19 protein-coding genes are annotated in these 22,750 nt (G+C 62.7%); 8 read left to right on the top strand and 11 right to left on the bottom strand.

Features of this window, described 5'->3' with window-relative positions; all coding sequences use genetic code 11:
- Positions 1-10 precede the first annotated feature (10 nt).
- Positions 11-523: a septal ring lytic transglycosylase RlpA family protein gene (locus M7H45_RS04685; RefSeq protein WP_298215090.1), complete on the bottom strand. Its 513-nt coding sequence runs from the start codon at positions 521-523 to the stop codon at positions 11-13.
- Positions 524-608: 85 nt separating this feature from the next.
- Between M7H45_RS04685 and M7H45_RS04680 the strand changes: the two genes are divergently transcribed.
- Both M7H45_RS04680 and M7H45_RS04675 read left to right on the top strand, forming a co-directional pair.
- Positions 609-1,928, top strand: coding sequence for an NRAMP family divalent metal transporter (locus M7H45_RS04680; protein ID WP_298215089.1), 1,320 nt, complete (start codon positions 609-611; stop codon positions 1,926-1,928).
- A 96-nt stretch (positions 1,929-2,024) separates the two neighbouring features.
- On the top strand, positions 2,025-2,828 hold the full coding sequence (locus M7H45_RS04675; protein ID WP_298215088.1) for a hypothetical protein: 804 nt from the start codon (positions 2,025-2,027) through the stop codon (positions 2,826-2,828).
- A 225-nt stretch (positions 2,829-3,053) separates the two neighbouring features.
- Here the strand turns inward: M7H45_RS04675 and ftsH are convergent, their stop codons facing one another.
- From ftsH to pal, 4 genes are all read right to left on the bottom strand, one after another.
- On the bottom strand, positions 3,054-4,964 hold the full coding sequence (gene ftsH, locus M7H45_RS04670; protein WP_298215087.1) for an ATP-dependent zinc metalloprotease FtsH: 1,911 nt from the start codon (positions 4,962-4,964) through the stop codon (positions 3,054-3,056).
- 124 nt (positions 4,965-5,088) lie between these two features.
- On the bottom strand, positions 5,089-6,243 hold the full coding sequence (gene tilS, locus M7H45_RS04665; protein ID WP_298215086.1) for a tRNA lysidine(34) synthetase TilS: 1,155 nt from the start codon (positions 6,241-6,243) through the stop codon (positions 5,089-5,091).
- Positions 6,234-7,097 carry a tol-pal system YbgF family protein gene (locus M7H45_RS04660; protein ID WP_298215085.1) on the bottom strand — a complete coding sequence of 288 codons (864 nt, stop codon included), beginning with the start codon at positions 7,095-7,097 and terminating at the stop codon, positions 6,234-6,236. Before M7H45_RS04660 ends, tilS begins: the two co-directional genes overlap by 10 nt.
- A gap of 124 nt (positions 7,098-7,221) precedes the next feature.
- Positions 7,222-7,722, bottom strand: a complete 501-nt coding sequence (pal, locus tag M7H45_RS04655) for a peptidoglycan-associated lipoprotein Pal (RefSeq protein ID WP_298215084.1) — start codon at positions 7,720-7,722, stop codon at positions 7,222-7,224.
- A 311-nt stretch (positions 7,723-8,033) separates the two neighbouring features.
- Between pal and pheS the strand changes: the two genes are divergently transcribed.
- The 3 genes from pheS to gyrB all read left to right on the top strand — a co-directional run bounded on the left by pheS (position 8,034) and on the right by gyrB (position 14,109).
- On the top strand, positions 8,034-9,128 hold the full coding sequence (pheS, locus tag M7H45_RS04650) for a phenylalanine--tRNA ligase subunit alpha (protein WP_298215083.1): 1,095 nt from the start codon (positions 8,034-8,036) through the stop codon (positions 9,126-9,128).
- A 4-nt stretch (positions 9,129-9,132) separates the two neighbouring features.
- A complete protein-coding gene (gene pheT, locus M7H45_RS04645; protein WP_298215082.1) occupies positions 9,133-11,589 on the top strand; it encodes a phenylalanine--tRNA ligase subunit beta in 2,457 nt (818 codons plus the stop codon).
- Positions 11,590-11,673: 84 nt separating this feature from the next.
- Entirely contained in the window at positions 11,674-14,109 is a 2,436-nt protein-coding gene (gyrB, locus tag M7H45_RS04640; RefSeq protein ID WP_298215081.1) for a DNA topoisomerase (ATP-hydrolyzing) subunit B, read from the top strand.
- 480 nt (positions 14,110-14,589) lie between these two features.
- Here gyrB and M7H45_RS04635 read toward each other — a convergent pair whose 3' ends face one another.
- The 4 genes from M7H45_RS04635 to M7H45_RS04620 form a co-directional block, all read right to left on the bottom strand.
- Positions 14,590-14,817 (bottom strand): hypothetical protein, encoded by a 228-nt coding sequence (locus M7H45_RS04635; protein WP_298215080.1) that lies wholly within the window; start codon positions 14,815-14,817, stop codon positions 14,590-14,592.
- Positions 14,810-15,193: a DUF488 domain-containing protein gene (locus tag M7H45_RS04630; protein WP_298215079.1), complete on the bottom strand. Its 384-nt coding sequence runs from the start codon at positions 15,191-15,193 to the stop codon at positions 14,810-14,812. The genes M7H45_RS04635 and M7H45_RS04630 overlap by 8 nt, the downstream gene beginning before the upstream one ends.
- A gap of 2 nt (positions 15,194-15,195) precedes the next feature.
- Positions 15,196-17,541, bottom strand: a complete 2,346-nt coding sequence (locus M7H45_RS04625; RefSeq protein WP_298215078.1) for a nitric-oxide reductase large subunit — start codon at positions 17,539-17,541, stop codon at positions 15,196-15,198.
- 454 nt (positions 17,542-17,995) lie between these two features.
- Positions 17,996-18,454: an Rrf2 family transcriptional regulator gene (locus tag M7H45_RS04620; protein WP_298215077.1), complete on the bottom strand. Its 459-nt coding sequence runs from the start codon at positions 18,452-18,454 to the stop codon at positions 17,996-17,998.
- Between the two features lie 76 nt (positions 18,455-18,530).
- Between M7H45_RS04620 and M7H45_RS04615 the strand changes: the two genes are divergently transcribed.
- Together M7H45_RS04615 and hmpA are read left to right on the top strand one after the other, a co-directional pair.
- Positions 18,531-18,947, top strand: coding sequence for a group III truncated hemoglobin (locus M7H45_RS04615; protein ID WP_298215076.1), 417 nt, complete (start codon positions 18,531-18,533; stop codon positions 18,945-18,947).
- 112 nt (positions 18,948-19,059) lie between these two features.
- The gene (hmpA, locus tag M7H45_RS04610) at positions 19,060-20,238 is read left to right on the top strand and encodes an NO-inducible flavohemoprotein (RefSeq protein ID WP_298215075.1); all 1,179 of its coding nucleotides are present in this window, start codon (positions 19,060-19,062) and stop codon (positions 20,236-20,238) included.
- A gap of 587 nt (positions 20,239-20,825) precedes the next feature.
- Here the strand turns inward: hmpA and M7H45_RS04605 are convergent.
- Together M7H45_RS04605 and M7H45_RS04600 are read right to left on the bottom strand one after the other, a co-directional pair.
- On the bottom strand, positions 20,826-21,125 hold the full coding sequence (locus M7H45_RS04605) for a DUF2312 domain-containing protein (RefSeq protein WP_298215074.1): 300 nt from the start codon (positions 21,123-21,125) through the stop codon (positions 20,826-20,828).
- A gap of 84 nt (positions 21,126-21,209) precedes the next feature.
- Positions 21,210-21,437, bottom strand: coding sequence for a GapR family DNA-binding domain-containing protein (locus M7H45_RS04600; protein ID WP_408832473.1), 228 nt, complete (start codon positions 21,435-21,437; stop codon positions 21,210-21,212).
- Positions 21,438-21,617: 180 nt separating this feature from the next.
- Between M7H45_RS04600 and M7H45_RS04595 the strand changes: the two genes are divergently transcribed.
- Complete coding sequence (locus M7H45_RS04595; protein ID WP_298215073.1) at positions 21,618-22,745, top strand: glycerate kinase; 1,128 nt, start codon at positions 21,618-21,620, stop codon at positions 22,743-22,745.
- Positions 22,746-22,750 lie beyond the last annotated feature (5 nt).

Below are 22,750 nucleotides of genomic sequence, written 5' to 3'. Positions count from 1 at the left end.
AGGCGCGGACTTAGCGGTTATCCACCAGCATGACCGGGGTGACGCTCACCTCCGCGACGCCGAGATCCACCAGCCCCAGCTCCTCGGCGGCCCCGCGGGAGAGATCCAGCAAGCGGCTTCCGCGCGGCATGCAGTCATTCACCCGCACGACGATGGAATGAGCGGTGTCATCCGCCAGCGCCACCCGCACGCGCGTGCCGACGGGAATGGTGTGGGAGGCGGCGGTCATTCCCTCGCCATTGAAGGATTCGCCGGTGCAGGTGCGATGCAGGCCACGGCCGGGGCGGTACCAGGAGGCCGTACCGGAAAGCTCCGGACCGGTGGCCACCAAGGCGGGGGCGCGGGGCGGCGGGGGTGAGGCGGGTACCGGGGCGGCAACCGCCATGGCCTGCGGCGCCAAGGCGGGCGGGCGCGATGAGGCGCAGGCCGCCAGCCCGGCGAGAAGGAGCGTGGCCAGAACAGGCGCGAAGCGGCGCCGGGCGGAAGCCGGCATGCCGCAAGGCGTGGGTGCGGTCAGATCCATGCGTCTCTCATGGGGCAAGAATGATGCAATTGCATGGCATATTTCCCTTTGACCGCCAAGCCCCCAGCGGGCAGAAGCGTTCGGCATGACAAGAAGCAAGCCCAAAGACAGGAACGATCCAGAAGAAGGGCCAAGCCCTACCGTGGGGCCAAGCCGCCCGCGGCTTTTTCATCTCCTTGGACCGGGGCTGATCACCGGCGCCTCCGACGATGACCCCAGCGGCATCGCCACCTACTCCCAGGCTGGGGCGCAATTCGCCTATGGGCTGAGCTGGGCGATGCTGATCTCCTATCCGCTGATGGTGGCGGTGCAGATGATCAGCGCCCGCATCGGCCGCACCACCGGCCATGGCATTGCCGGGGTGCTGCGCCTGCATTACCCCCAATGGCTGCTCACCATCATCGTGGTTTTGCTGCTGACCGCCAATATCATCAATCTCGGCGCCGATCTCGGGGCGATGGCGGACGCCATGACCTTGCTCCTCCCAGCGCCGCATGCGCTCTACGTGCTGCTCTTCGCCGCCATATGCGTCTCCATGCAGCTTTTTCTGGAATATACGCGCTATGTTTCCGTCCTGAAATGGCTAACCGCCGCGCTGCTGGCCTATTTCGGGGTGCTGGTGATCGTGCATGTGGACTGGCTGAAATTACTGACCCACACGCTATGGCCGCATATTCAGTGGAACGGGGCGTATTTCACCACGCTGGTCGCGATTTTTGGCACGACGATCAGCCCGTACCTGTTTTTTTGGCAGGCCTCCGAGGAGGTGGAGGATCTGCGCGTTTATCCCCGGCGGACCGATCTGGTCCACGCGCCGGGCCAGGGCCCGGCGGCGCTGCGGCGGATCGAGCTGGACACGTTCATCGGCATGGGGTTTTCCAATCTGGTGGCGCTCGCCATCATCGTCTCCACCGCGGCGACGCTGCACCCGCACGGCGTCACCAATATTCAGAGTTCCGCCCAGGCCGCGGCCGCGCTGGCCCCGCTGGCGGGGAAGTTCGCCTCCGCCATCTTCGCGCTGGGCATTATCGGCACGGGCCTATTAGCCGTGCCGGTGCTGGCGGGCTCCGCCGCCTATGCCATTGGCGAGGCGCGCCGCTGGCCAACCGGGCTCGGCCGCCGGCCAAAGGAGGCGCAGGCCTTTTACGCCACGCTGATCATCGCCACGATCATCGGCATGATCATCAATTTCGCGCCGGTCAACCCGATCAAGGCGCTGGTCTGGAGCGCCGTGATCAACGGCGTGGTGGCGGTGCCGGTGATGGCGGTGATGATGCTGCTCGCCGCCCGGTGCGACATCATGGGTCCCTTCGCGGTGCGGGGCACGCTTAAAGTCTTCGGCTGGCTGGCGACGGGGCTGATGGCCCTGGTCGTGGTGGCCATGCTCGTTCCCTCATTTGCCTAATTGGCTTATCACAAACTTTAGGAATCGCCCTGCCTCGCGGGCCGAGGCGGATGGGGCGCATAAAGGGAATGTCGGTTAACCTTTGCGAGAGGCATAATGCGAACCTCAGATGAGATCCTGAGTAAGGTCCCTGCGGTAACCCTCGGCTTCTGGGTGATCAAGATTCTTGCCACCACTCTGGGTGAAACAGGCGGCGACTCAGTAACGATGACCTGGCTGCACGCCGATCAAAATGCTCACAATGGGGGTTATTTAATCGGCACCGCCATATTCCTGGCGGTGTTCGTAGTGGCGGTGATTGCTCAAATCTCGATACGCAGGTTCAACGCGTGGTTTTATTGGCTGGCCATTATAGCCTCCACGACTGTGGGCACGGCCATGGCTGATTTTTTTGATCGCTCGTTAGGCATCGGCTACACAGGAGGCTCGTCGATCTTATTAGCGTGCGTCCTGTGCTCGCTCGCAGTTTGGTACCTCTCTCTCGGCTCGATAAATGTTGAGACGGTAACGGCGCCGAGAGTGGAGATCTTCTATTGGGTGACGATCACATTTTCTCAGACCTTGGGGACGGCACTCGGGGATTGGATGGCCGACAGCACCGGATTGGGATATGATGGCGGCGCGCTCGTGTTTTGTGCGGGGCTGGCCCTACTGGCCGCCCTGTACTTTTGGACCAAAATCTCACACGTGTTTCTGTTCTGGGCCGCTTTCATATTAACGAGACCGCTCGGCGCGACCGTGGGAGATTTTCTCGACAAACCGACGAACCACGGCGGCCTGGCGCTGAGCCGGCCCCTGGCGTCTGGGGTGATCCTCGCTATAATCGTTGTGCTTATTCTGGTTTTGCCGCAACGGCCAGGACGGCATCCTGAATCGCGCGTGGCATCGCAGGTGCGATAACATTCGGCTGAATGTCTTATCCGTCTGGAACGGGCCGCATGGCATAGGACCCCTCCGGAATTTATGTAAGAAAGCCTCTTTAAGACGTCTGACGGGACACGCCGAGGGCATAACCTACCCCTTCGCGCACGGTTGAAACACCCGTTGGCGAAGATAAGTAGCCATATGGTATTGGCTCCGGTTGCCCCAACCAGCCAGCCAGAAGCTGAGCCGCCCGCCCGTATGTTACGCCGGCACAGGTCCCAGGCCAGGCAGTTCAGGCTTCGGCGTGGCGGTGGGTACGGAGCCGCGGCGGTTATCGGGCATCGGCTCGTCCACCACTTTGCGTATGATCTTCTCGCCACGCAGCACCATCTGGATCTCTTCGCCGGAGAGGGTTTCATATTCCAATAAGCCTCGCGCCAGCCGCTCCAGATCGTCTTTCCGTTCAGTGAGGATACGCTTGGCCTCGGCATAGGCATGATCGATGATCCGGCGGACCTCGTCATCGATCTCGCGCGCCGTCGCCTCGGAGACATTCTTGGCTCCGCCCATCGAGTGGCCGAGGAAAACCTCCTGGCCGCTATCGACATAGGAGACCATGCCGAGTGTCTCAGACATACCCCATTCCGTAACCATGCGGCGGGTGGTGTCCGTGGCCATTTTGATGTCACCGGCCGCGCCGTTGGAGACCTTATCCGGGCCGAAGACGATCTCCTCCGCCGCGCGGCCGCCCATGGCCATGATCAACTGTTGCAAGAGTTTGATCTTGCTCATCGAATAGCGGTCGCCTTCCGGCAGGGACATGACCATGCCCAGGGCGCGGCCACGGGGAATGATGGTGGCTTTATGCACCGGGTCGCATTCCGGCAGGGTGATGGAGCAGATGGCATGCCCGCCCTCATGATAGGCGGTCATCCGCTTCTCCTCCTCTGACATCACCATGGAGCGCCGTTCCGCGCCCATCAGCACCTTGTCCTTGGCGTGCTCGAACTCGGCCATTGCGACGACCCGCTTGCCGATACGCGCCGCGAGCAACGCCGCCTCGTTCACTAGATTAGCGAGGTCAGCGCCGGAAAATCCCGGCGTGCCGCGGGCGATCACCTTGGGGTCCACATCCGAGGCCAGCGGCACCTTGCGCATATGCACCCGCAGGATTTTCTCCCGCCCGGTCACATCCGGGTTTGGCACCACCACCTGCCGGTCGAACCGGCCGGGGCGCAGCAAGGCAGGGTCGAGGACATCCGGCCGGTTGGTGGCGGCGATGAGGATGACGCCCTCATTCGACTCGAACCCGTCCATTTCCACCAACATCTGGTTGAGGGTCTGCTCACGTTCGTCATTACCCCCGCCCAGCCCCGCGCCGCGATGGCGGCCCACCGCGTCGATCTCATCGATAAAAATGATGCAGGGGGCGTTTTTCTTGCCTTGCTCGAACATATCGCGCACGCGCGAGGCGCCGACGCCCACGAACATCTCGACGAAATCAGAGCCGGAAATGGTGAAAAAGGGAACATTGGCCTCCCCCGCGATCGCGCGGGCCAGCAGCGTCTTGCCGGTGCCGGGCGGGCCGACCAGCAGACAGCCCTTGGGGATCTTGCCGCCCAGCCGCTGGAATTTCTGCGGATCGCGCAAAAATTCGACGATTTCCTGTAATTCGCCCTTAGCTTCGTCGATCCCGGCGACATCCTCAAAGGTGACGCGACCCTGCTTCTCGGTCAGCAGCCGGGCGCGGGACTTGCCGAAGCCCATGGCGCGGCCGCCGCCGGACTGCATCTGGCGCATGAAAAAAATCCACACGCCGAGAATGAGCAGCATCGGCGCCCAATTGAGCAGCGCCCGCAGCAGGGGATTCATCTGATCCCCCTCCGGCTTGGCGGTGACATTCACGCCCGCATCCGTCAGCTTGGCGACGAGGGTCTGATCCTCGGGCGCGTAGGTCTCGAAACTCTTGCCGTCCCGGGTCGAGCCGGTGATGTCATGCCCGGCGATGGTGACGCTTTGCACCTGGTTGTTCTTAACCTCGTCGAGGAAGGTCGAATAAGCGATCTGCGAGGTATCGCCTTGCGTGTTCGAGGGCTGGAACACGTTGAACAGAACGACGAGAAACAGCGCCACCACGACCCACAGCGCAATATTCCGACCCAGATTATTCATCTAGACTTTTCCAATCTTACACCGAGACGCTCCACCCGCTCGCGGCATGGAACCCCTCTTCCTGAGCTCACTTGGGTATCATGCAATAAAATCCCAGCCCATTACAACAAAAGCCGCGCGAGGTTCAGGGTTGAAAGGGGCGAGGGGCGGCGGGCAAGCGGGGCTCGAAACGCGCCGGGGCGGGGAAACGGAGCCCCCCTCCTTCGCCCCGCAAGGCGGGCAGGGCCCGCAAGATGAGCCGGGGCAAGCCGTTAAATGGCGGAACACGGGCGGAATCATCGCCGAGAGCGCCCAAACTCAGCCCTTCGGGGACCTCCTCTACCAGCGTGAAGCGATCATCCCATCGCGCATGGCAGGCGGCCTCAACGGGCGGGGCACAAGCGGCTGGCTCACGCGCCAGCAGCCAGCCCGGCCCCAGCCGCCCCGCTGGGAGAATGCGCACACCGCCCAGTGTGGCGGGGCGCAACCCTCCCGCCAGGTGTCTCACCGCCGCGCGCCGGGGCGGATAGAGGCCCCCTCCGATCGTGCGGATCACCGCCGCCAGCGCTGGGGGCGGGGCGGATTCCGCGTCCAGTACCGCATAGCCTTCCGGAAAAAGCTGCGCCCGCGCGGCCAGGAAGGAGGCGGCTTCCTCCTCCTGTTCCTGGCGCGCCGCCGGCCCGGCTGGGGGCAAACCCTTGCCATCCTGGCGAATGCGCACCCGCTCAAACGCACGGGACTGATTGGAGGGATCCTCTACCCACCTCATTCCCCGATTCAGCAGATAGCCGCGCAGCGCCGCCGGTGCGACGCCCAGCAACGGCCGCAGCAGCACGACCTCGCCGCGCGCCGCCCAGCCGGGCATACCTTCGCCGCCACCGGGGCCGCGCCGGGCGCGCATCGCCACCGTCTCTTCCTGGTCGGCTGAGTGATGGCCAAGCGCCAGATAAAGAAACCCCGCCGCCGCCGCCGCCTGGCCCAGCGCCGTCTGGCGGGCTTGGCGGGCGCGGTGTTGCAAGCCCGAGCCAGGCGAGAGGGCAAGCGGCAAGATCCGGCTTGGAATGCCCCGCTCCGCGAGCCGGCCTGCGGTGAGCCGGGCTTCCCTGCCCGCTTCGGGACGCAACCCATGATCAACGATGAGGGCCAGCACGGCTCCACCCCGCGACCGGCAATATTCATGCGCGAGGAGGGCGAGTGCCGTGCTGTCCGCCCCGCCGGAAACGCCCAAAGCCAGGCGGGGCGGGAGACCGAGGGGCAGCAGCGCCTCCAGCGCCGCTGAGAAAGCCTGCTCTACCCGCAATGGGCGCGCTTGGAGACCGCCGAAACATCCGCCTGCATTTTCGCCGCGACATCAGGGAACTGGCTATTGAGCGAGGCGAGCGTGTCGCACGCGGCCTGGTTTTGCTGGATCGCGGCGAGGGAGGAGGCCAGCCCGAGCAAGGCGCGGGGCGCATAGGTGCCGGTATGGTTCATATTATAGGTATTATCGAAGGCGATGGCGGCCTGTTGGGGTTGGCCCTGCGCGGCAAGGCATTGGGCCACCAGATATTGGGCGCGATACGCTTGGGGCGCCGATTTATGATTGGTGACGATGCTCTGGGCCAAACTTTGGGCGGTGGCGTAATCATGTTTTTGATACGCGGCGAGGGCGGCGGCGAGGGCGGATTTCGGGTCGTTCGACGTCGTGCTGGCGGCGGGCGCCGCCGATGCTTGCGGGCTGGACGCGGCCGCTCCGGCAGCGGCGCCGGCGGCGCTGGTCCCGGCCGTCCCCGCCGCCGCGCCGCCATTATTCATCTGGAATTGCAGATCGCCGATTTCTTTTTGCAGCTGGGCGTTCTGGGTATCCACCTGATGCTGGAGGTTGGAAACCTGCCCGCTGAGGCTCTGCACCTGGGACTGTAATTGCTGCACCTGGGTGAGCAGGCTGGCGGTGAGCGAGGTGTCGCCCGAGCCGGAGGGCGGCGGCGGTAAATTATTATTGCCGAGAGCCGAGCCGCCCCCTCCTCCCTGAGCCTGCAATTGCTGGATCTGCTGCTGCAGTTGCAGAATCTCGTTCTGCAGGGCGATGCCTTCCTGGCTTTGAATCAACGGCTGAGCGGCAGCCCCCAGCGGCAGGAGCAGGGCAGCGGCGAGGAGCGGAATTCGGGTGCGCATTGAAACTCCGGTCAGGATCTTTTGGTAAGCCGGTATAGCCTTTTTATGGCACGAAATAAAACCGGCGGCCTGAGGACCGCCGGTTCGTTCACGCTCCGGCAAAGGCCGGGAAATGGCTGCTGGATTACTTGCAGTTCTGCGGGTTGAAGCCCTGAACCGAAGTAATCGCGTTGCGGTTCTGCGCCCAAGCGGATTCATCGTGGCCGGGGGCAACCGGGCAGTCCTTGCCGTAGGAGATCGTTTGAATACGGGAGGACGTCACACCCTGAGCCACCAGATAATCCCGCGCGGCGTTGGCACGGCGCTGGCCAAGGGCGAGGTTGTAGGTCTCGGTGCCACGCTCGTCGGAATTGCCCGCGATCAGCACGTCAACCGAGGGATATTTGGCGAGCCAGGCGGCCTGCTTGCCCAGGGTCGCCTGCGCGTCCGTGTTGAGGTCCGATTTGTCGAAAGCATAAAATACGCGATCGCCAACATTGGCGACCAAATCCTGCTCAGACCCCGGAGCCGGACCGGTGGAGGTCTCCGCGCCGGTCCCGGTATTGGTGGCGGTATTCGTGGGGGTGGAAGAGCAGGCTGCCAGCAGGGCCAGGCCGGCGAGAGCGCCCAAAACTTTGATTTTCATGTTAGGAACCGATCCCTGTCCGAAGTAAGTGAGCAAAAACTTAGCCGATAGTTGCGCAACCAAAAATGGTTACCGCGCCTTGCGGGCTGTACTCTTTCACTATAGCAAGGGTCAAGCGCCGCGTTAATGTAATTTGTTCATCTCGCTGGCAATTCCACCCTTATGGTCGTTTTATTTGCGTCTGTTGATTATTTGTAACACTTTCTCCTTTAGCCCGGCTGGGCCGCCCCGCCTGTTGAAGAATGAGGCCGCCTTGACATTTTCACCCATGCGCGGTCTGCCCACAGGCACAAGATAGAGGCGGATTCAAAATGCAGGGCGAGACTTTGAAGACTCTGGTGGAACACGCGCTTGCCGCCATCGCGGTGGCGGATTTCCCCACGCTTGAGGAATTGCGCATCTCGCTGCTTGGTAAAAACGGTAAGGTCACCGCCTTGCTGAAATCTCTCGGCGGCATGGAGCCGGAGGCAAGAAAGGCGGCCGGCGCGGAAATCAACGCTGCCAAGACCCGTATCGCCGAGGCGCTGGCCGAGCGGCGGGCCGGGCTGGAGGCGGAAAGCCTGGCAGCGCGGCTGGCGGCGGAGCGCATTGACGTGACGGCGCCGCCGCGCCCGGCGCCGCGCGGAGCCATCCACCCGCTCTCGCGCACGCAGGAGGAACTGGCCGCGATTTTCTCGGCCATGGGCTTTATCATCGCCGAGGGGCCGGATATCGAGACCGATTGGTATAATTTCTCCGCGCTCAACATTCCCGCCCACCACCCCGCCCGGGCGATGATGGATACGTTTTATCTACGCGCCCCGGAGACCGCCCGGCCGCCGGTGCTGCGCACCCATACCTCCCCCGTGCAGATCCGCACGATGCTCGATTGGGCCTTGGATGAGGGGCTCAAGGACCAGCCCGGGCCGATCCGCATCATCGTTCCCGGCCGCACCTTCCGGGCGGATCATGACGCCACCCACAGCCCGATGTTCCATCAATGCGAGGGGCTGGTGATCGGTCATGACATCACCCTGGCCCATCTCAAGGGCTGCCTCATCGATTTCCTGCGCGCCTATTTCGATGTTCCGCAACTTCCGGTGCGCCTGCGGGCCTCTTATTTTCCCTTCACCGAACCCTCGATGGAGGTGGATATCGGCTGGAACCGCCAAACCGGGCAGATCGGCGAGGGCACGGACTGGCTGGAGATCGCCGGCTCCGGCATGGTGCACTCCAATGTGCTGGCCAATTGCGGCATCGATCCGCGCCGCTTCCAGGGTTTCGCCTTCGGGGTGGGGCTGGAGCGGCTCACCATGCTCAAGCACGGCATCAACGATCTGCGCCTGTTCTATGAAAGCGATGTGCGCTGGCTGCGCCATTATGGCGTCTCGCCCCTTGCCCCGGCCAGCCTGCACGAAGGATTGTGAGCCGATGAAATTCACACTGTCCTGGCTGAAGACCTGGCTCGAAACCGGGGCGGCGCTCGAAGAGATTCTCGCTACACTCAACCGGATCGGCCTTGAGGTGGAAAGCGTCGAGAATAAGGCCGAGGCGCTGCGCCCGTTTCTCATCGCCGAGATCATCGAGGCGGCGCCCCACCCCAATGCGGACCGGCTGCGCTTATGCCGCGTGCGCGCGGGAGGCGGCGAATATTCCGTCGTCTGCGGCGCGCCCAACGCCCGTACCGGCCTGAAGTCGGTCTTCGCGCCGCCGGGAGCCATCATCCCCGCCACCGGCATGGAATTGAAGGTGGGGGAGATTCGCGGCGCGCGCTCGGAAGGCATGCTCACCAGCTATCGCGAATTGGCGCTGGGAGAGGACCATGAAGGAATCATCGAACTGCCCGCCGACGCGCCGGTGGGCGAATATTATGCCGCCTGGGCCGGGCTGGACGATCCCCTCGTCGAGATCGCCGTCACCCCCAACCGGGGCGACGCCCTGGCGGTGCGCGGCATCGCCCGCGATCTCGCGGCGGCGCGTCTGGGGCGGCTCAAGCCCTTCCAGCCCGCGCTGATCCAGGGTGAGGGAGCTTCCGCCCTGCGCTGGGTGAACGAGTTTGCCGAGGCGGCGCCCTGGGTGCTGGGCCGCACCGTGCGCGGGGTTCGCAACGGGCCCAGCCCTGCCTGGCTGGCGCGGCGGCTGGAGAGCATCGGCTTGCGGCCGATCAACGCGCTCGTGGATATCACCAATTTCTTCACCTACGATCTCGGCCGGCCTCTCCACGTGTTCGACGTGCGCAAGGTGACGGGAGAGACGCTGACCCTGCGCCGGGGGCGGGAAGGCGATAAATTTTCCGGCCTCGCGGGGCGGGAGGTGCAAGCCGGGCCGGAGGATTGCGTCATCGCCGATGGGGCGGGGGCGCAATCCCTCGCCGGCATCACCGGCGGGGAAGCCACGGGCTGCGATTTCGCCACCACCGATGTATTCATCGAATGCGCGCTGTTCGACCGCGTGCGGATTGCCCGCACCGGCCAGCGCACCGGCATCGTCTCCGATGCGCGGGCGCGGTTCGAACGCGGCATTGACGGACAGATCCTGCCCGAGGCGCTCGCCGCCGCCACCGCCATGATCATGGAGATTTGCGGCGGGGTGGCGAGCGAGGTGACCGAGGCGGGGGCACGGCCGGAATGGGGGCGGCAGGCGCGGCTGCGCTTCGCGCGGCTGCGCGGCTTCGGCGGCGTGGACATCCCGGCGGCGGAAGCGGTGGCCTCGCTCGAGCGGCTGGGTTTCGGCGTCATCGCCGAAACTGAGGAGAGCGTCACCGTCGCCGTGCCGAGCTGGCGTAACGACGTCGCTCAGCCGCAGGCGCTGGATCAGGCCCCCGATCTGCCTGGCGCCCAGGCCGCCGCCGAGGGCGCGGCGGAAATGGAGCCGGAGGCGGATCTCATCGAGGAGGTGCTGCGCCTGCACGGTCTGGACGCGATCCCACCCGTCTCTCTCTCCGCCCCCGCTGGCATCCCCGCCCCGGCGCTCAGCCCCAAACAGGCCCGCGCGGCCCTGGCCCGGCGGGTGCTCGCCGCGCGCGGGCTGCTGGAAGCCGTCACCTTCAGCTTTGCCGCGGCGGCGGATTGCGCCCGCTTCGGCGGCGCGCCGGAGAGCTTGCGTCTGGCCAATCCCATCGCCGCGGATCTCGACCAGATGCGCCCCACCCCGCTGGTGACGCTGGCGCGGGCGGCGGCGCGCAACCTGGCGCGGGGCGGCACCGGTTTCGGCCTGTTCGAGATCGGCCCGGCCTATCTGCCTGATCTTTCTCAGCTTCTGGTCGCGGCTGGCCTGCGGGCGGGCGGCACGCCGCTCTCCGCCCTGGAACCGGCGCGTGAGTTCGACGCGCTGGACGCCAAAGGCGACGCCATGGAGGCGCTCGCCGCGCTCGGCGTGCCGATGGAGGCGGTGACCACCCAGCCGGGCGGGCCGGATTATTATCATCCCGGGCAGAGCGGCGCGCTGATGCAGGGACCGAAAACCGTTCTGGCCCGCTTCGGCGCGCTGCATCCCGCGGTGGCGCGGCAATTCGATCTGCCCGCCGGGGTGGTGGGTTTCGAGGTGTTTCTCGACGCGATCCCCGAACCCAAGCGCCGCCGCAAGGCGCCGCCCCTCTTGCCGGCCTTGCAGCCCTTGCGGCGGGATTTCGCCTTCCTGGTGGATGAGGCCGTGGGGGCGGAGACGGTTCTGCGCGCCGTCAAGGGCGCGGAGCGCCGGCTGATCGCCGATGCCGTGCTGTTCGACCGCTACCGGGGCGGGGGCGTGCCGGAGGGCAAGGTTTCACTAGCCGTGGCGGTGACGCTGCAACCGGTGGAAAAGAGCCTGACGGATGCCGAGATCGAGGCGGTATGCGCGCGGATTGTCGCGGAGGTGGCGAAGAAGACCGGCGCCGTGCTGCGGGGGTGACATGCCGCCGGGGCGATTAGGTTTTTCAGGGAAAATCCTATATAAAGACGATCTCCCTCGCTGACTCCGGAGTTCGTATCCCGCATGCCTGAAACACCCGAAACCGCGCCGCAGGACGACGCCTACGACGCCGCGTCCATCAGCGTTCTCAGGGGGCTGGATGCCGTGCGCAAACGGCCCGGCATGTATATCGGCGATACGGATGACGGCTCGGGCCTGCACCACATGGGCTTCGAAATCATCGACAACGCCGTCGACGAGGCCCAGGCCGGATTCGCGACCCGGGTGGAAGCGGTGCTGAACGGTGATGGCTCGATGACCATTCGCGACAATGGCCGCGGCATCCCCACCGACATCCATCCGGAGGAGGGCATCTCCGCCGCCGAGGTGGTGCTGACCAAGCTGCACGCGGGCGGCAAATTCAACCAGAACAGCTACAAGGTTTCGGGCGGGCTGCATGGCGTGGGCGCGGCGGTGGTCAACGCTCTTTCCGAGTGGATGGAGGTCCGCATCTGGCGGCACGGCGAGGAATATTTCATCCGCTTCGAGCATGGCGAGACGGTCGAGCCGCTGCGGCTGGCCGGCCCCTCGGACCATCCGACCGGCACCGAGGTGACGTTCAAGCCTTCCGCCGCCACTTTTACCCATACGGAATTCGATTACGCCGTGTTCGAGCGGCGGCTGCGCGAGCTGGCCTTTCTTAATTCCGGCCTCGCCATCGTTCTGCGCGACGAGCGGCACGAGCCTTTCCGCCAGACCGAGTTTCATTATGAGGGCGGGGTGCGGGAGTTCTGCCTTTGGCTGGACCGGGCCAAGAATTCTCTCCTGCCCGCGCCGATCACCGCCCTGTCCGAGGCGGCGGGCACGGGCATCAAGGTGGAGTTCGCCTGTACCTGGAACGATTCCTATCACGAAACCATGCTCTGCTTCACCAACAACATCCCCCAGCGGGATGGCGGCACCCATCTCGCCGGTTTCCGCGCGGCGCTGACGCGGGTGGTGAGCAATTACGCCCGCGCCATGAATGGCAAAAAGGAGGGGGCCGATATCTCGGGCGAGGATATGCGTGAGGGCCTGACCGCCGTGCTCTCGGTGAAGGTGCCCGACCCTAAATTTTCCTCCCAGACCAAGGACAAGCTCATCTCATCGGAGGTGCAGCCGGTGGTGCAGGCGGCGGTGGCCGATGCGCTCGGCCATTGGTTCGAGACGCACCCGAAAGAGGCCAAGCTGATCGTTCAGAAAGTGCTGGATGCGGCGGCGGCGCGCGAGGCGGCCCGCAAGGCACGCGAACTCACCCGGCGCAAGGGGGTGCTTGATATCTCTTCCCTTCCGGGCAAGCTCGCCGACTGCCAGGAGCGCGACCCCGCCAAATGCGAATTGTTTCTGGTCGAGGGCGATTCCGCCGGCGGTTCGGCCAAGCAGGGGCGGGACCGTAAATACCAGGCGATTCTGCCGCTGAAAGGCAAGATCTTGAATGTCGAGCGGGCGCGGTTCGACAAGATGCTGAGCAGCGCCGAGGTCGGCACGCTGATCACGGCGCTGGGCGCGGGCATTGGCCGCGCCGAGCCTGACCAGGGCGGGTTCGACGCCTCGCGGCTGCGCTACCACCGCATCGTGATCATGACGGATGCGGATGTGGACGGCTCGCATATACGCACCCTGCTACTCACCTTCTTCTACCGGCAGATGCCGCAGATCATCGCCCAAGGCTATCTCTATATCGCCCAGCCGCCCCTCTACCGCGCCAAGCGTGGCAATGAGCAGCGCTATCTCAAAGATGACGAGGCGCTAGAGGCGTTTCTGCTCGAACGGGCTTTGGGCGATTCCGTGCTGAGCACTGGCGTGGGGCAACTGGCGGGGAACGAATTGCGCCAGACCGCCGCCTGGATCGGCCAGGTGGTGCACCGGCTCCGGGGGCTCGGGAACACGTTACCGATGCCCTATTTGGAGCAGATCGCCATTGCCGGGCTGATGACCCCCGCCGCGCTGGGTGATGCGGGGCGGGATGCGACGCTCGCGGCGCGGTTGAACGGCATTTCCCGCCCCGCCGAACGCGGCTGGATCGCCACCTCCGACGAGACGGGCGTGCGGATTGGCCGCACGGTCCGGGGCGTGGCCGAGCATTTCACACTGGACGCGGCGAGCTTGCGCACCGCCGAGGCGCGCTACCTGGCCGAGCGGGCGGAGCGGCTGGCGGAACTCTTTGGGCCGGATGCAACGCTGAGCCTGGATGGCGGCGCGCCGCGCCCGGTGCATGGGCCGGTGGCGATGTGGGACGCGCTGCTGGCACATGGGCGCAAAGGCTTGGTCATCAGCCGCTTCAAAGGGTTGGGAGAGATGAACCCCGAGGAGCTCTGGGCGACCACGCTCGACCCCCAGGCCCGGCGGCTCTTGCAGGTCAAGGTCGCCGACGCGGAGGAGACCGACCAGATCTTCGCGACGCTGATGGGCGATGTGGTCGAGCCACGCCGCGATTTTATCGTCAATAATGCGTTGAAGGTGGCGAATCTCGATACGTGATACTTGCCTGACTGGTCAGGAAAGCTAGAGCCAAGTCACGCCGGTTGGAATCGTGTCTTCCAAAACGCCCCTGATCTGTGAGTCATGTGTTTCTGGATGATATCCGGAGAGGCAAACGACTCCAATTATGACGATAACGGAAGGCGGGGGGAGTCAGGGCACTGGCGGACGGTCATGCAGCGCTTCTTTCGAGCAGGTCGCCTCCGTCCAGGATTTCATGTCGTTCGTTGCCGCTAGAGGTAGTGTCCGGGGTCGTGGTGACTTTTGGGCCCTGTAATGGTGTAGTTTGAGGTGGCCATCGGATCAGTCGGCTATGGTGGAGTTGTGAGACTTCAACCTGAACCTGGAGAACCCGATGACCGGAGATAGATTACCACTGGCTGAGCTACTGACCAAAGCCGGGGACTGAGCTGCTGCCGGTTTGGTGGACAAGAGGATAAGGAAAGGTCGCGGACATGGCCAGAGGCAAGTAGGCCAGTTCTATTCCGGCAATGGTTCCATGACCGTCGATGACCCGCGGGTAGCTATATTTCCTATCTGTCGAACCTCACGCAGTGTGCGCTTGGGCACCAGCGCGCTCGGCTCCAATAAGTTATTTGGAGCCGTTGCGGGTTCTTCCTGGCCGATGAAGCCCATATAGGGGCCAACTATTTCGTGAGCAAAACAGGCGGGCGACGCATATTCCCTTATTTCGTCTTCGTCAGCCATGTTGCGTTTCCTTTCCGTGATGGCGGAGGTAATCGGCGAGCACGATTGCATGATTGTGCTCCGTGTCGTGTGCTCCATAGAGTAAAGTCAACGGCCCATGTTTCAAAAGGTCTCGTATCTCGTTCACGGCCGTCTCGTTACTGGCAAGTTCGGCGCGATAGCGATGGATAAACTCCTGCCACCGCGCAGGATCGTGATTGAACCATCGCCGGAGCTCCGGGCTCGGCGCGATCTCCTTCAGCCATAGAGTCAATGCAGCACTCTCTTTGCTCAGGCCACGGGGCCAGAGCCGGTCCACCAGTACGCGCGTCCCATCACTCGGATCCGGGGGATCGTAAATGCGCTTAGTCCGAATTTGAAGAATGCTCTTGGCCATATTTATTCCGCTGCGGATCGTTCGCCTGGCATCGGCAGAGGCTTGCGGAAGATAAGCCTGTCAATGTTTCGCGGATAAAGGGGACGCAGCTTGACGATAAAATCCCACGCCATCACCAGAGCCCCTGCGGCGAACACGACATCACCGGGAAGACGCATCCACTGCCACAGCAGCACCTTATCGTAGAAATCCGTGCTCCTGGCGTAGGCAAGCCCATGCTCATAGACCGCAGCGAGCTGTGGCCAGCCGATCGGAAAGAAATTGAGCACGATCCACAGCACCATCCCGCCGTTATACAGCCAGAAGGCCCAAAGCCCAAGTCTTTCGTTAAAGGGTTGACGATCTGACGCCGCATATCTGAGGCAGAAATAGATCAGCCCGATTGCCAGCTCACCAAATGCTCCGAAGAGCGCCGTATGGGCGTGGTTGAGCGTCAGGAATGTCCCATGCTCATAGTAGTTGACCAGCGGCGCGTTCAGCGTACCGCCACCAAATACGCCGGCGCCAACAAAATTCCAGAATGCGGCGCCAATCACGTAGGTATAGGCCAGGCGATAGTTGAACTCCTGATGTGCCTTGATGAGACGGTAGTTGTTGATTGCCTCCATAATCAGCAGAACCAACGGCAGAATCTCGATGAACGAGAACATACTGCCCATCGGTATCCACATCCCCGGCGCACCTGCCCAATATAGATGATGGCCAGTGCCAAGCACGCCGCCCAGGAAAATCAGGATGATCTCGAAATAGGTGGCTCGCTCGGCAAGTTTGCGGGAGACGAGACCGACCGCCATCAGCAGATAGGCGCTCATGCAAGCGGCGAAAAATTCGAATGATTGCTCGACCCAAAGATGGACAACCCACCAGCGCCAAAAATCCGTGAGGGTGAACGATTTCTCGATTCCCGTCAGAGGGATCATACCGAACACGTAAAGTACCGCTATGTTGACCGTCGAGGCCCAAATCAGGTGTTCAAGGCGGATATGGCCCGACCAGAATTGCCCGGCGGCCCGCCGCCACTGCGTGGCGCTTGGCCAAAGTGCCCGCATCACCAACAGGCTCCAGAGGGCAAGTCCGATGAAGAAGCCGATCTGCCAAAAGCGGCCAAGCTGAATATAGGAAAGCCCTTGATTGCCGAACCAGAACCAATCCTGATTGATAATGCCCCTGATGCCCAAATAGTCGCCGATGAGCGCACCAGCAACGACGAACAAAGTTACCCAGAACAAGAAATCGACGAGCCAATGCTGGCCCTTTGCCTCTTGTCCCCCGGCGATCGCCGGCGCGAGGAATAGCGCGGCGCCGATCCATGACAAGCCGATCCAGACGATCGGTGCCTGAATATGCACGTCGCGCAGGAAGTTGAAGGGGAACCAATCATTGATGGCGATGCCATAAAAGCTTGTCCGGTCGTAGTAGGAATGGGCCATGATCGAGCCGGCGAGGATTTGCACGAGAAGCAGCGCCGCCACGACAAGGAAATATTTCCAGACACGCTTTTGGCTCGGCGTCAGTGGCCGGAACACCGCAAGCACCGGGTCCATAGGCGCGTCATCGGGGTCATTCAAAAAATACTCGTAGACGAAAAGCACGACACCAAAAGCAAAAAACGTGAAGCAGAAGCTGAGCCAGGTCCAGATGAAGGTATTCGTGGTCGGCGTGTTCCCCACCAATGGCTCATAGGGCCAGTTTTCCGTCCAGGACCATGTTGTTCCGGGGCGCCGCGCGACTGTTGTGAGAGCAGAATAGACCAGGAAATCCGCTGTCTGGCGGGCAAGCTGAGGATCAAGGCTGTAGGCCGTTGTCCAGCCCTTCGCCGGATCAGCTGTGACCAGCGTCTTGGCGATCTGGTCGCGTACATTAGTGATCGCTGCCGCGACCGCCGGCGGCAAAATCACTGTGGATGAAGTGAGATCTATCGCCTGTAGATCATGCTGCATCGCGGCGGTGGCAGAAGCTTGTTGGTCGGGCGCAAGGTCCGCGAATGCCCGGCCGCCGGACTGTGCTATGTTGTCGCGCACGGTCGTGCCAAGCTGCACGAGCGTCGATGCAGTATAGTCTTCACCATAATAAGACCCCATGCCGTAGAGGCTACCGTAATCCATCAAATCGGCTTTTTGGAAGCCACCTTTGCCGGCAATAATGTCGGCATCGGTCATCAGGACAGTACCGTCGGTTCCTACGAAACGGTCCGGCTGGGGCGGGGCCAAATGATATGTGACGACCGTCGCCCAGGCGAGCAATGCAAAGGTGATAATTGCGACAGCGAGCAGAATCCACTTTAGATAAAATGCGACTTTATCTTCGTCCTTGGTGGAGGGGGCCGTCTGTAAGCTGCTCACATTCATCTCTGGCCTCACACGGTTCTACGATTGGTCATCACCAACGGCGCGGTACTTGCCATAATTTGCCCGTGACAAACCATCAGGCCCTCCCTCGGCGTATGCCACCGTACAGGTCTGTATCAGATAGATCAGGGGCTGAAAGCCTGGCGCATGGTCTCACATCCAAAAGGATCGTTCAACGATATAATGAGAGTATGCAGTCCCAATTCGGGACGAGCGATATGATTTAGATCAATATCGAGCGATTTCGTAGCTGTTGCTTTACAGGAAAACCGCCGTGTATCGCAGCAGCCAAATTAAAGTAAACAGCGGTTTTTGGCTGCGGCTTTTAGGGGTTAAGGCGGTCCGTCATGACAATACCAGGTTCAGTCTTGTCCGTCGATGCGGCAACGGTCCGGTCAGCCCGAGCAGGCGGGCACCATTCACATACCCAGCTACACGACCGAAACCACACTTTTTAAGACTCTCGGGACGAGAGGGTTCCTGTTACAAGCATTTTGCGCAATCGCTCCGGTTGACCCTTGGTCATGATGTCGGCCAGGCTGTACTTGTCCAGCGTCCTGAAGAAGCTTTCGACGGCCTCCTTGAAGGTGCATGTCATTCCACATGCCGGCGCCAGCGCGCATTCTCCGCAACCCACGACATCGACCTTGCCCTCGGTGTGACGCACGATCTGGCCGATATTGAGCTGACTCGCGGGCCTGGCCAGGCGAATGCCGCCACCACGGCCGCGCACACTATGCACGTAGCCAGCCCCCGCCAGATCATTCACGACCTTCATCAAATGATTTTCCGAAATGCCGTATGACCCGGCGATTTCCGCGATCGTGCAGAGCCGGCCATCATGCGCCCCGAGATAGAGCAGGACCCGCACGGCGAAATCAGTGAAGCGTGTCAGCCGCACCGGCAATTCCATAGATGTATTTAATTTGCATGTTTTTCTTCCGTGGCCTAAATAGGTATCCATCATACATGTTTTAGAGTCCATCGCCATGCAAATTCTTGAAGATCTCGACGAAGCAGCCCTGGCCCGGCTCGTTGACCAGTTCTATGCCCAGGTCCGGGATGATGAACTGCTGGGTCCGGTCTTCAACCGCGCGATTCATGATTGGCCCGAACATCTCGAACGGCTGACCGCCTTCTGGTCTTCAGTCATGCTCACGTCGGGACGATACAAAGGCCAGCCGCTGCCCGCTCATCTCCGCCACCAGGACGAGATCACGCCGGAAATGTTCGAACGCTGGCTGGCTTTATGGGAAGCTAGTGCCGCGTCCTGTCTACCGCCGGATGCGGCCACAGCGGTCATCGCTAAGGCGCACCACATTGCCGCCAGCCTGCGGATGGCACTCTTTCCCGGCACCCTGAAACCTCTGGTGCCCCGCGCGCAAAGCCCGCCGGCGACCACTTAAGTCCTGATCGCATCTCTTCATCTCGCTTTCGACAAGACGGACATGGACCCGCGAGCCGCGGCGCCCACGCCGAAAGTGTCTGTCTCATCGGAATTTTAACAGGAGCCTCTTCATGCTGACAGACGACCAAACCGCGATCATCAAAGCCACCGTTCCTATTCTGGAAACCGGCGGCGAAGCGCTGACCACGCATTTTTACAAGATCATGCTGGGCGAATATCCGCAGGTGCGGCCGCTATTCAACCAGGCTCACCAGGCCAGCGGCGCCCAGCCGCGCGCCCTCGCCAACGGGGTGCTGCTCTACGCCAAGAATATCGATCAGTTGCAGGCGCTAGGGCCGCTTGCCGCGCAGATCGTTAACAAGCATGTGGCGTTGCAGGTGCTGCCCGAGCATTACCCCATCGTCGGCGCGTGCCTGCTGCGCGCGATCCGCGAAGTGCTCGGGCCGGATATTGCCACTGACGCGGTGATCGACGCCTGGGCAGCGGCCTATCAGCAACTCGCGGATATACTCATTCGCGCCGAGGCGGGCGTGTACGACCAGCTTGCGGCGGCGCCCGGCGGCTGGCGCGGGGCACGGGCCTTCCGCGTCCGCCGCAAGGTGCCGGAGAGTGCCGAGATCACCTCATTCTATCTTGAGTCTACGGACGGGAAACCCGTCGTCAGCTTCACTCCGGGCCAATATCTCGGCTTGCGCGTTTTTATCGACGGGCAGGAGGTGCGCCGCAACTACTCTCTCTCCGCCGCACCCAACGGCCGTTCCTATCGCATCAGCGTGAAGCGCGAACCCGGTGGCCTCGTCTCAAATTTTCTGCATGACCGCGTAAAGGAAGGCGATACTCTGGACGTTTTTCCGCCTGCCGGGGAATTCGTCCTGCAAGACGGCGCAAGCCCGCTGGTACTGATTAGTGGCGGCGTCGGTATCACCCCGACCCTCGCCATGGCCGAAGCAGCGCTCGCCAGAGGACAGCGGGATGTGATCTTTCTCCACTATACGCGCAACAAGGATGTCCACGCCTTCGGCAAGGTGCTGGAAGACTGGGCGTCGCGTCATCCCCGGTTCCGGAATGTCACTGTCTATGAGCAGGGCGAGCAAGACAAGGCTCATGCGCTGGGCCGGCCGGTGATCGAACATCTTCAGCGCTGGTTGCCGGCCGGTCTTGATTACGATGTCTATTTCCTTGGTCCCAAACCATTCATGGCGGCCATCAAAAAGTTTCTCGGCGCGCTGGGGCTGCCGGACGAGAGGCGCCGCTATGAGTTCTTCGGCCCGGCGGAAGCGTTGGACTGAGCCGCGGAACGCGCCATGCCGCCGCGTTCATGGCGGCATGGCGTTTTGGCATGAGGAAGACGCAATCCACCAGACGGCAATGGCCCTCCCCTATGGGCATCCCGTGCCCGCGTATCTTCTCGCTGCCATACCGGGCCATCAGGCCGATGATCACCGCGCCTATGACAGGCACCAGGACGGTCCAGAGCGGTAAATGGCTGGATGCCGCGCCATTATCGTAAATGGCCAAAATAGGCGAAATTTGTCACCAGGGCAATCAAGTGCGAGCACCCAGCCCCAGCGACGCCTCCGGTCCTGGCCACGACTCCCATACCCGCGGCTCGACCGTAAAATCCCCGAGCTTTCTAAAAGCCTATGTCCACCGTCAGATACAGCCATCCCCGCCGCCCAGTTTGATCATCGATATGATCGAGAATGCGCGGGTTTATATATCGTAATACGATATAATCGACGGCCTTAGCTTAAGACAGAAAATTAGGCCGCGAACGAGTCTCATCAAGCCAAACGAGATGAAGGTACTCCTCGCCGTCACTGAATTATTTCGCCAATACATGCCAAGCGAACAAATTCAGGGTAGTAATGTATCGTTACATTCCTAATGCTCTTCGATAGATATCAAGGAGCGTCTCCTGCTCCTCAACCTCTGCCGGTTCTTTCTTTCTTAATTTAATGACCTGTCTTAAAACGGCGACATCAAACCCCGCCGAGCGAGCCTCATTAAAGATATCTTTAATATCCGCGCCCAGAGCCTTCCGCTCTTCTTCGAGGCGTTCGATCCGCTCCACAATGGAACGCAAGCGCTCCGCGGCTACTCCACCCGTTTCCGTCTTCGAGGTTCTCACGTCCCTGGTTTGGGCCGCGCTGGCTTCAGCAGAATTATCGTCCATGACGTTCTCCATCACGTTCAAGCATATCCATATTGTGGAAACTGGCGAGCAATACAGATAGGCGATACAATAACTTCCATTAACCTATTGATTTCTCAAAAAGAATACAAATGACAGAGGGGGAAGAAACCTGCTGATTTGGCTTCCGCGAAGATATCCCGAAATGCCTCCCGCCAAAGCCTTCTTCTCTTTCTCCAGCCTTTCGATACGTTCAATGATGCTGCGGAGCCGGTCGGCGGCGACACCGCCGACCTTGGGGGCCGGGCTGGCTTCCTGACGGGCACGGCTCGCCGCCGCTTGCTGGTCCGCCACGCTAGGCACTCCTCATCTCAACCAGACCAACACGGAAACATATTCCCTGGGATCAAGCGCATAAAATATGTCTCTGTCATCCACACATCCTCCCGGGGCGGCGGGGATAGAACCGACCAGCGGCGCGGTCAACCGGGGGCGGGGTTGCCGGGACGAGCCGCCCCGACCATAGTCCCGCCCATGGAGACCGCCCCTCCGAAGGACCCCAAGCCATATCTGCGCGGCCTGCTGGACGCCGCCATCACCGCCTCCCTACCGGCAAAATGCCTGCCCCCCTGCCTGCCCCCGCCCGGGCCGGGGCGCAACATCGTCATCGGCGCGGGCAAGGCGGCGGCGGCCATGGCCGCGGCACTCGAGGCCGCCTGGGACGGCGCGGATTATGAAGGCATAGTGGTCACGCGCTACGGCCATAAAGTCCCGACCCGGCGGATCCGGGTGCTGGAAGCCGCCCACCCGGTGCCGGACGCCAATAGCGAGGCGGCGGCGCGGGCAATGCTGGCCGCCGTGCGCGGGCTCGGCCCGCGCGACCAGGTGGTGGCGCTGATCTCGGGCGGTGCCTCCTCCCTGCTCGCCCTGCCCGCCCCCGGGCTTACCCTGGAGGACAAGATTTTCGTCAACAAGGCGCTGCTCGCCTCCGGCGCGCCGATCTCGGCGATGAACCGCATCCGCAAGGCGCTCTCCGCCGTGAAGGGCGGCAAGCTTGCCGCCGCCTGCGCCCCCGCCCGGCTGGTCACCCTCGCCATTTCGGACGTGCCGGGCGACGACCCCGCGATCATCGGCTCCGGGCCCACCTGGGTGGAGGGCGCTGATTACCGGCTCATCGCCACGCCCCGCCTCGCGCTGGAGGCGATGGCCCGCCAGGCGGGCCTACCCACCGAAAATCTCGGGGACGCGCTGGAGGGCGAGGCGGCGGAGCTCGGCCGCGCCCACGCCGCCCTCGCCAGATCCATAAAGGGGCCGAGGCTGCTGCTCTCCGGCGGCGAGACCACGGTTAGCCTGGGCCAGACCACGCCCGGGCAAGGCGGCCGCAACACGGAATATCTGCTGAGCCTCACCCTGGCGCTGGAAGGCGCGCCCGGCATCTACGCGCTGGCGGCGGATTCGGACGGGATCGACGGCATGGGAGACGCCGCGGGCGCTGTCACTGGCCCGGACACGCTGGCGCGCGCCAGCTCGCGCGGCCTGGACGCGGCGGCGCATCTCGCCCGGCACGACAGCTACGGTTTCTTCGCCGCGCTGGAGGATCTCGTCATCACCGGCCCCACCCTTACCAATGTCAACGACATCCGCGCCCTGCTGATTCTTTGAGGTCT

The organism is Acidocella sp. (assembly GCF_027352905.1).
Lineage (GTDB): Bacteria > Pseudomonadota > Alphaproteobacteria > Acetobacterales > Acetobacteraceae > Acidocella.
The sequence above is the reverse complement of the archived record's forward strand: the minus strand, read 5'-3'. Positions and strand labels throughout refer to the sequence as shown.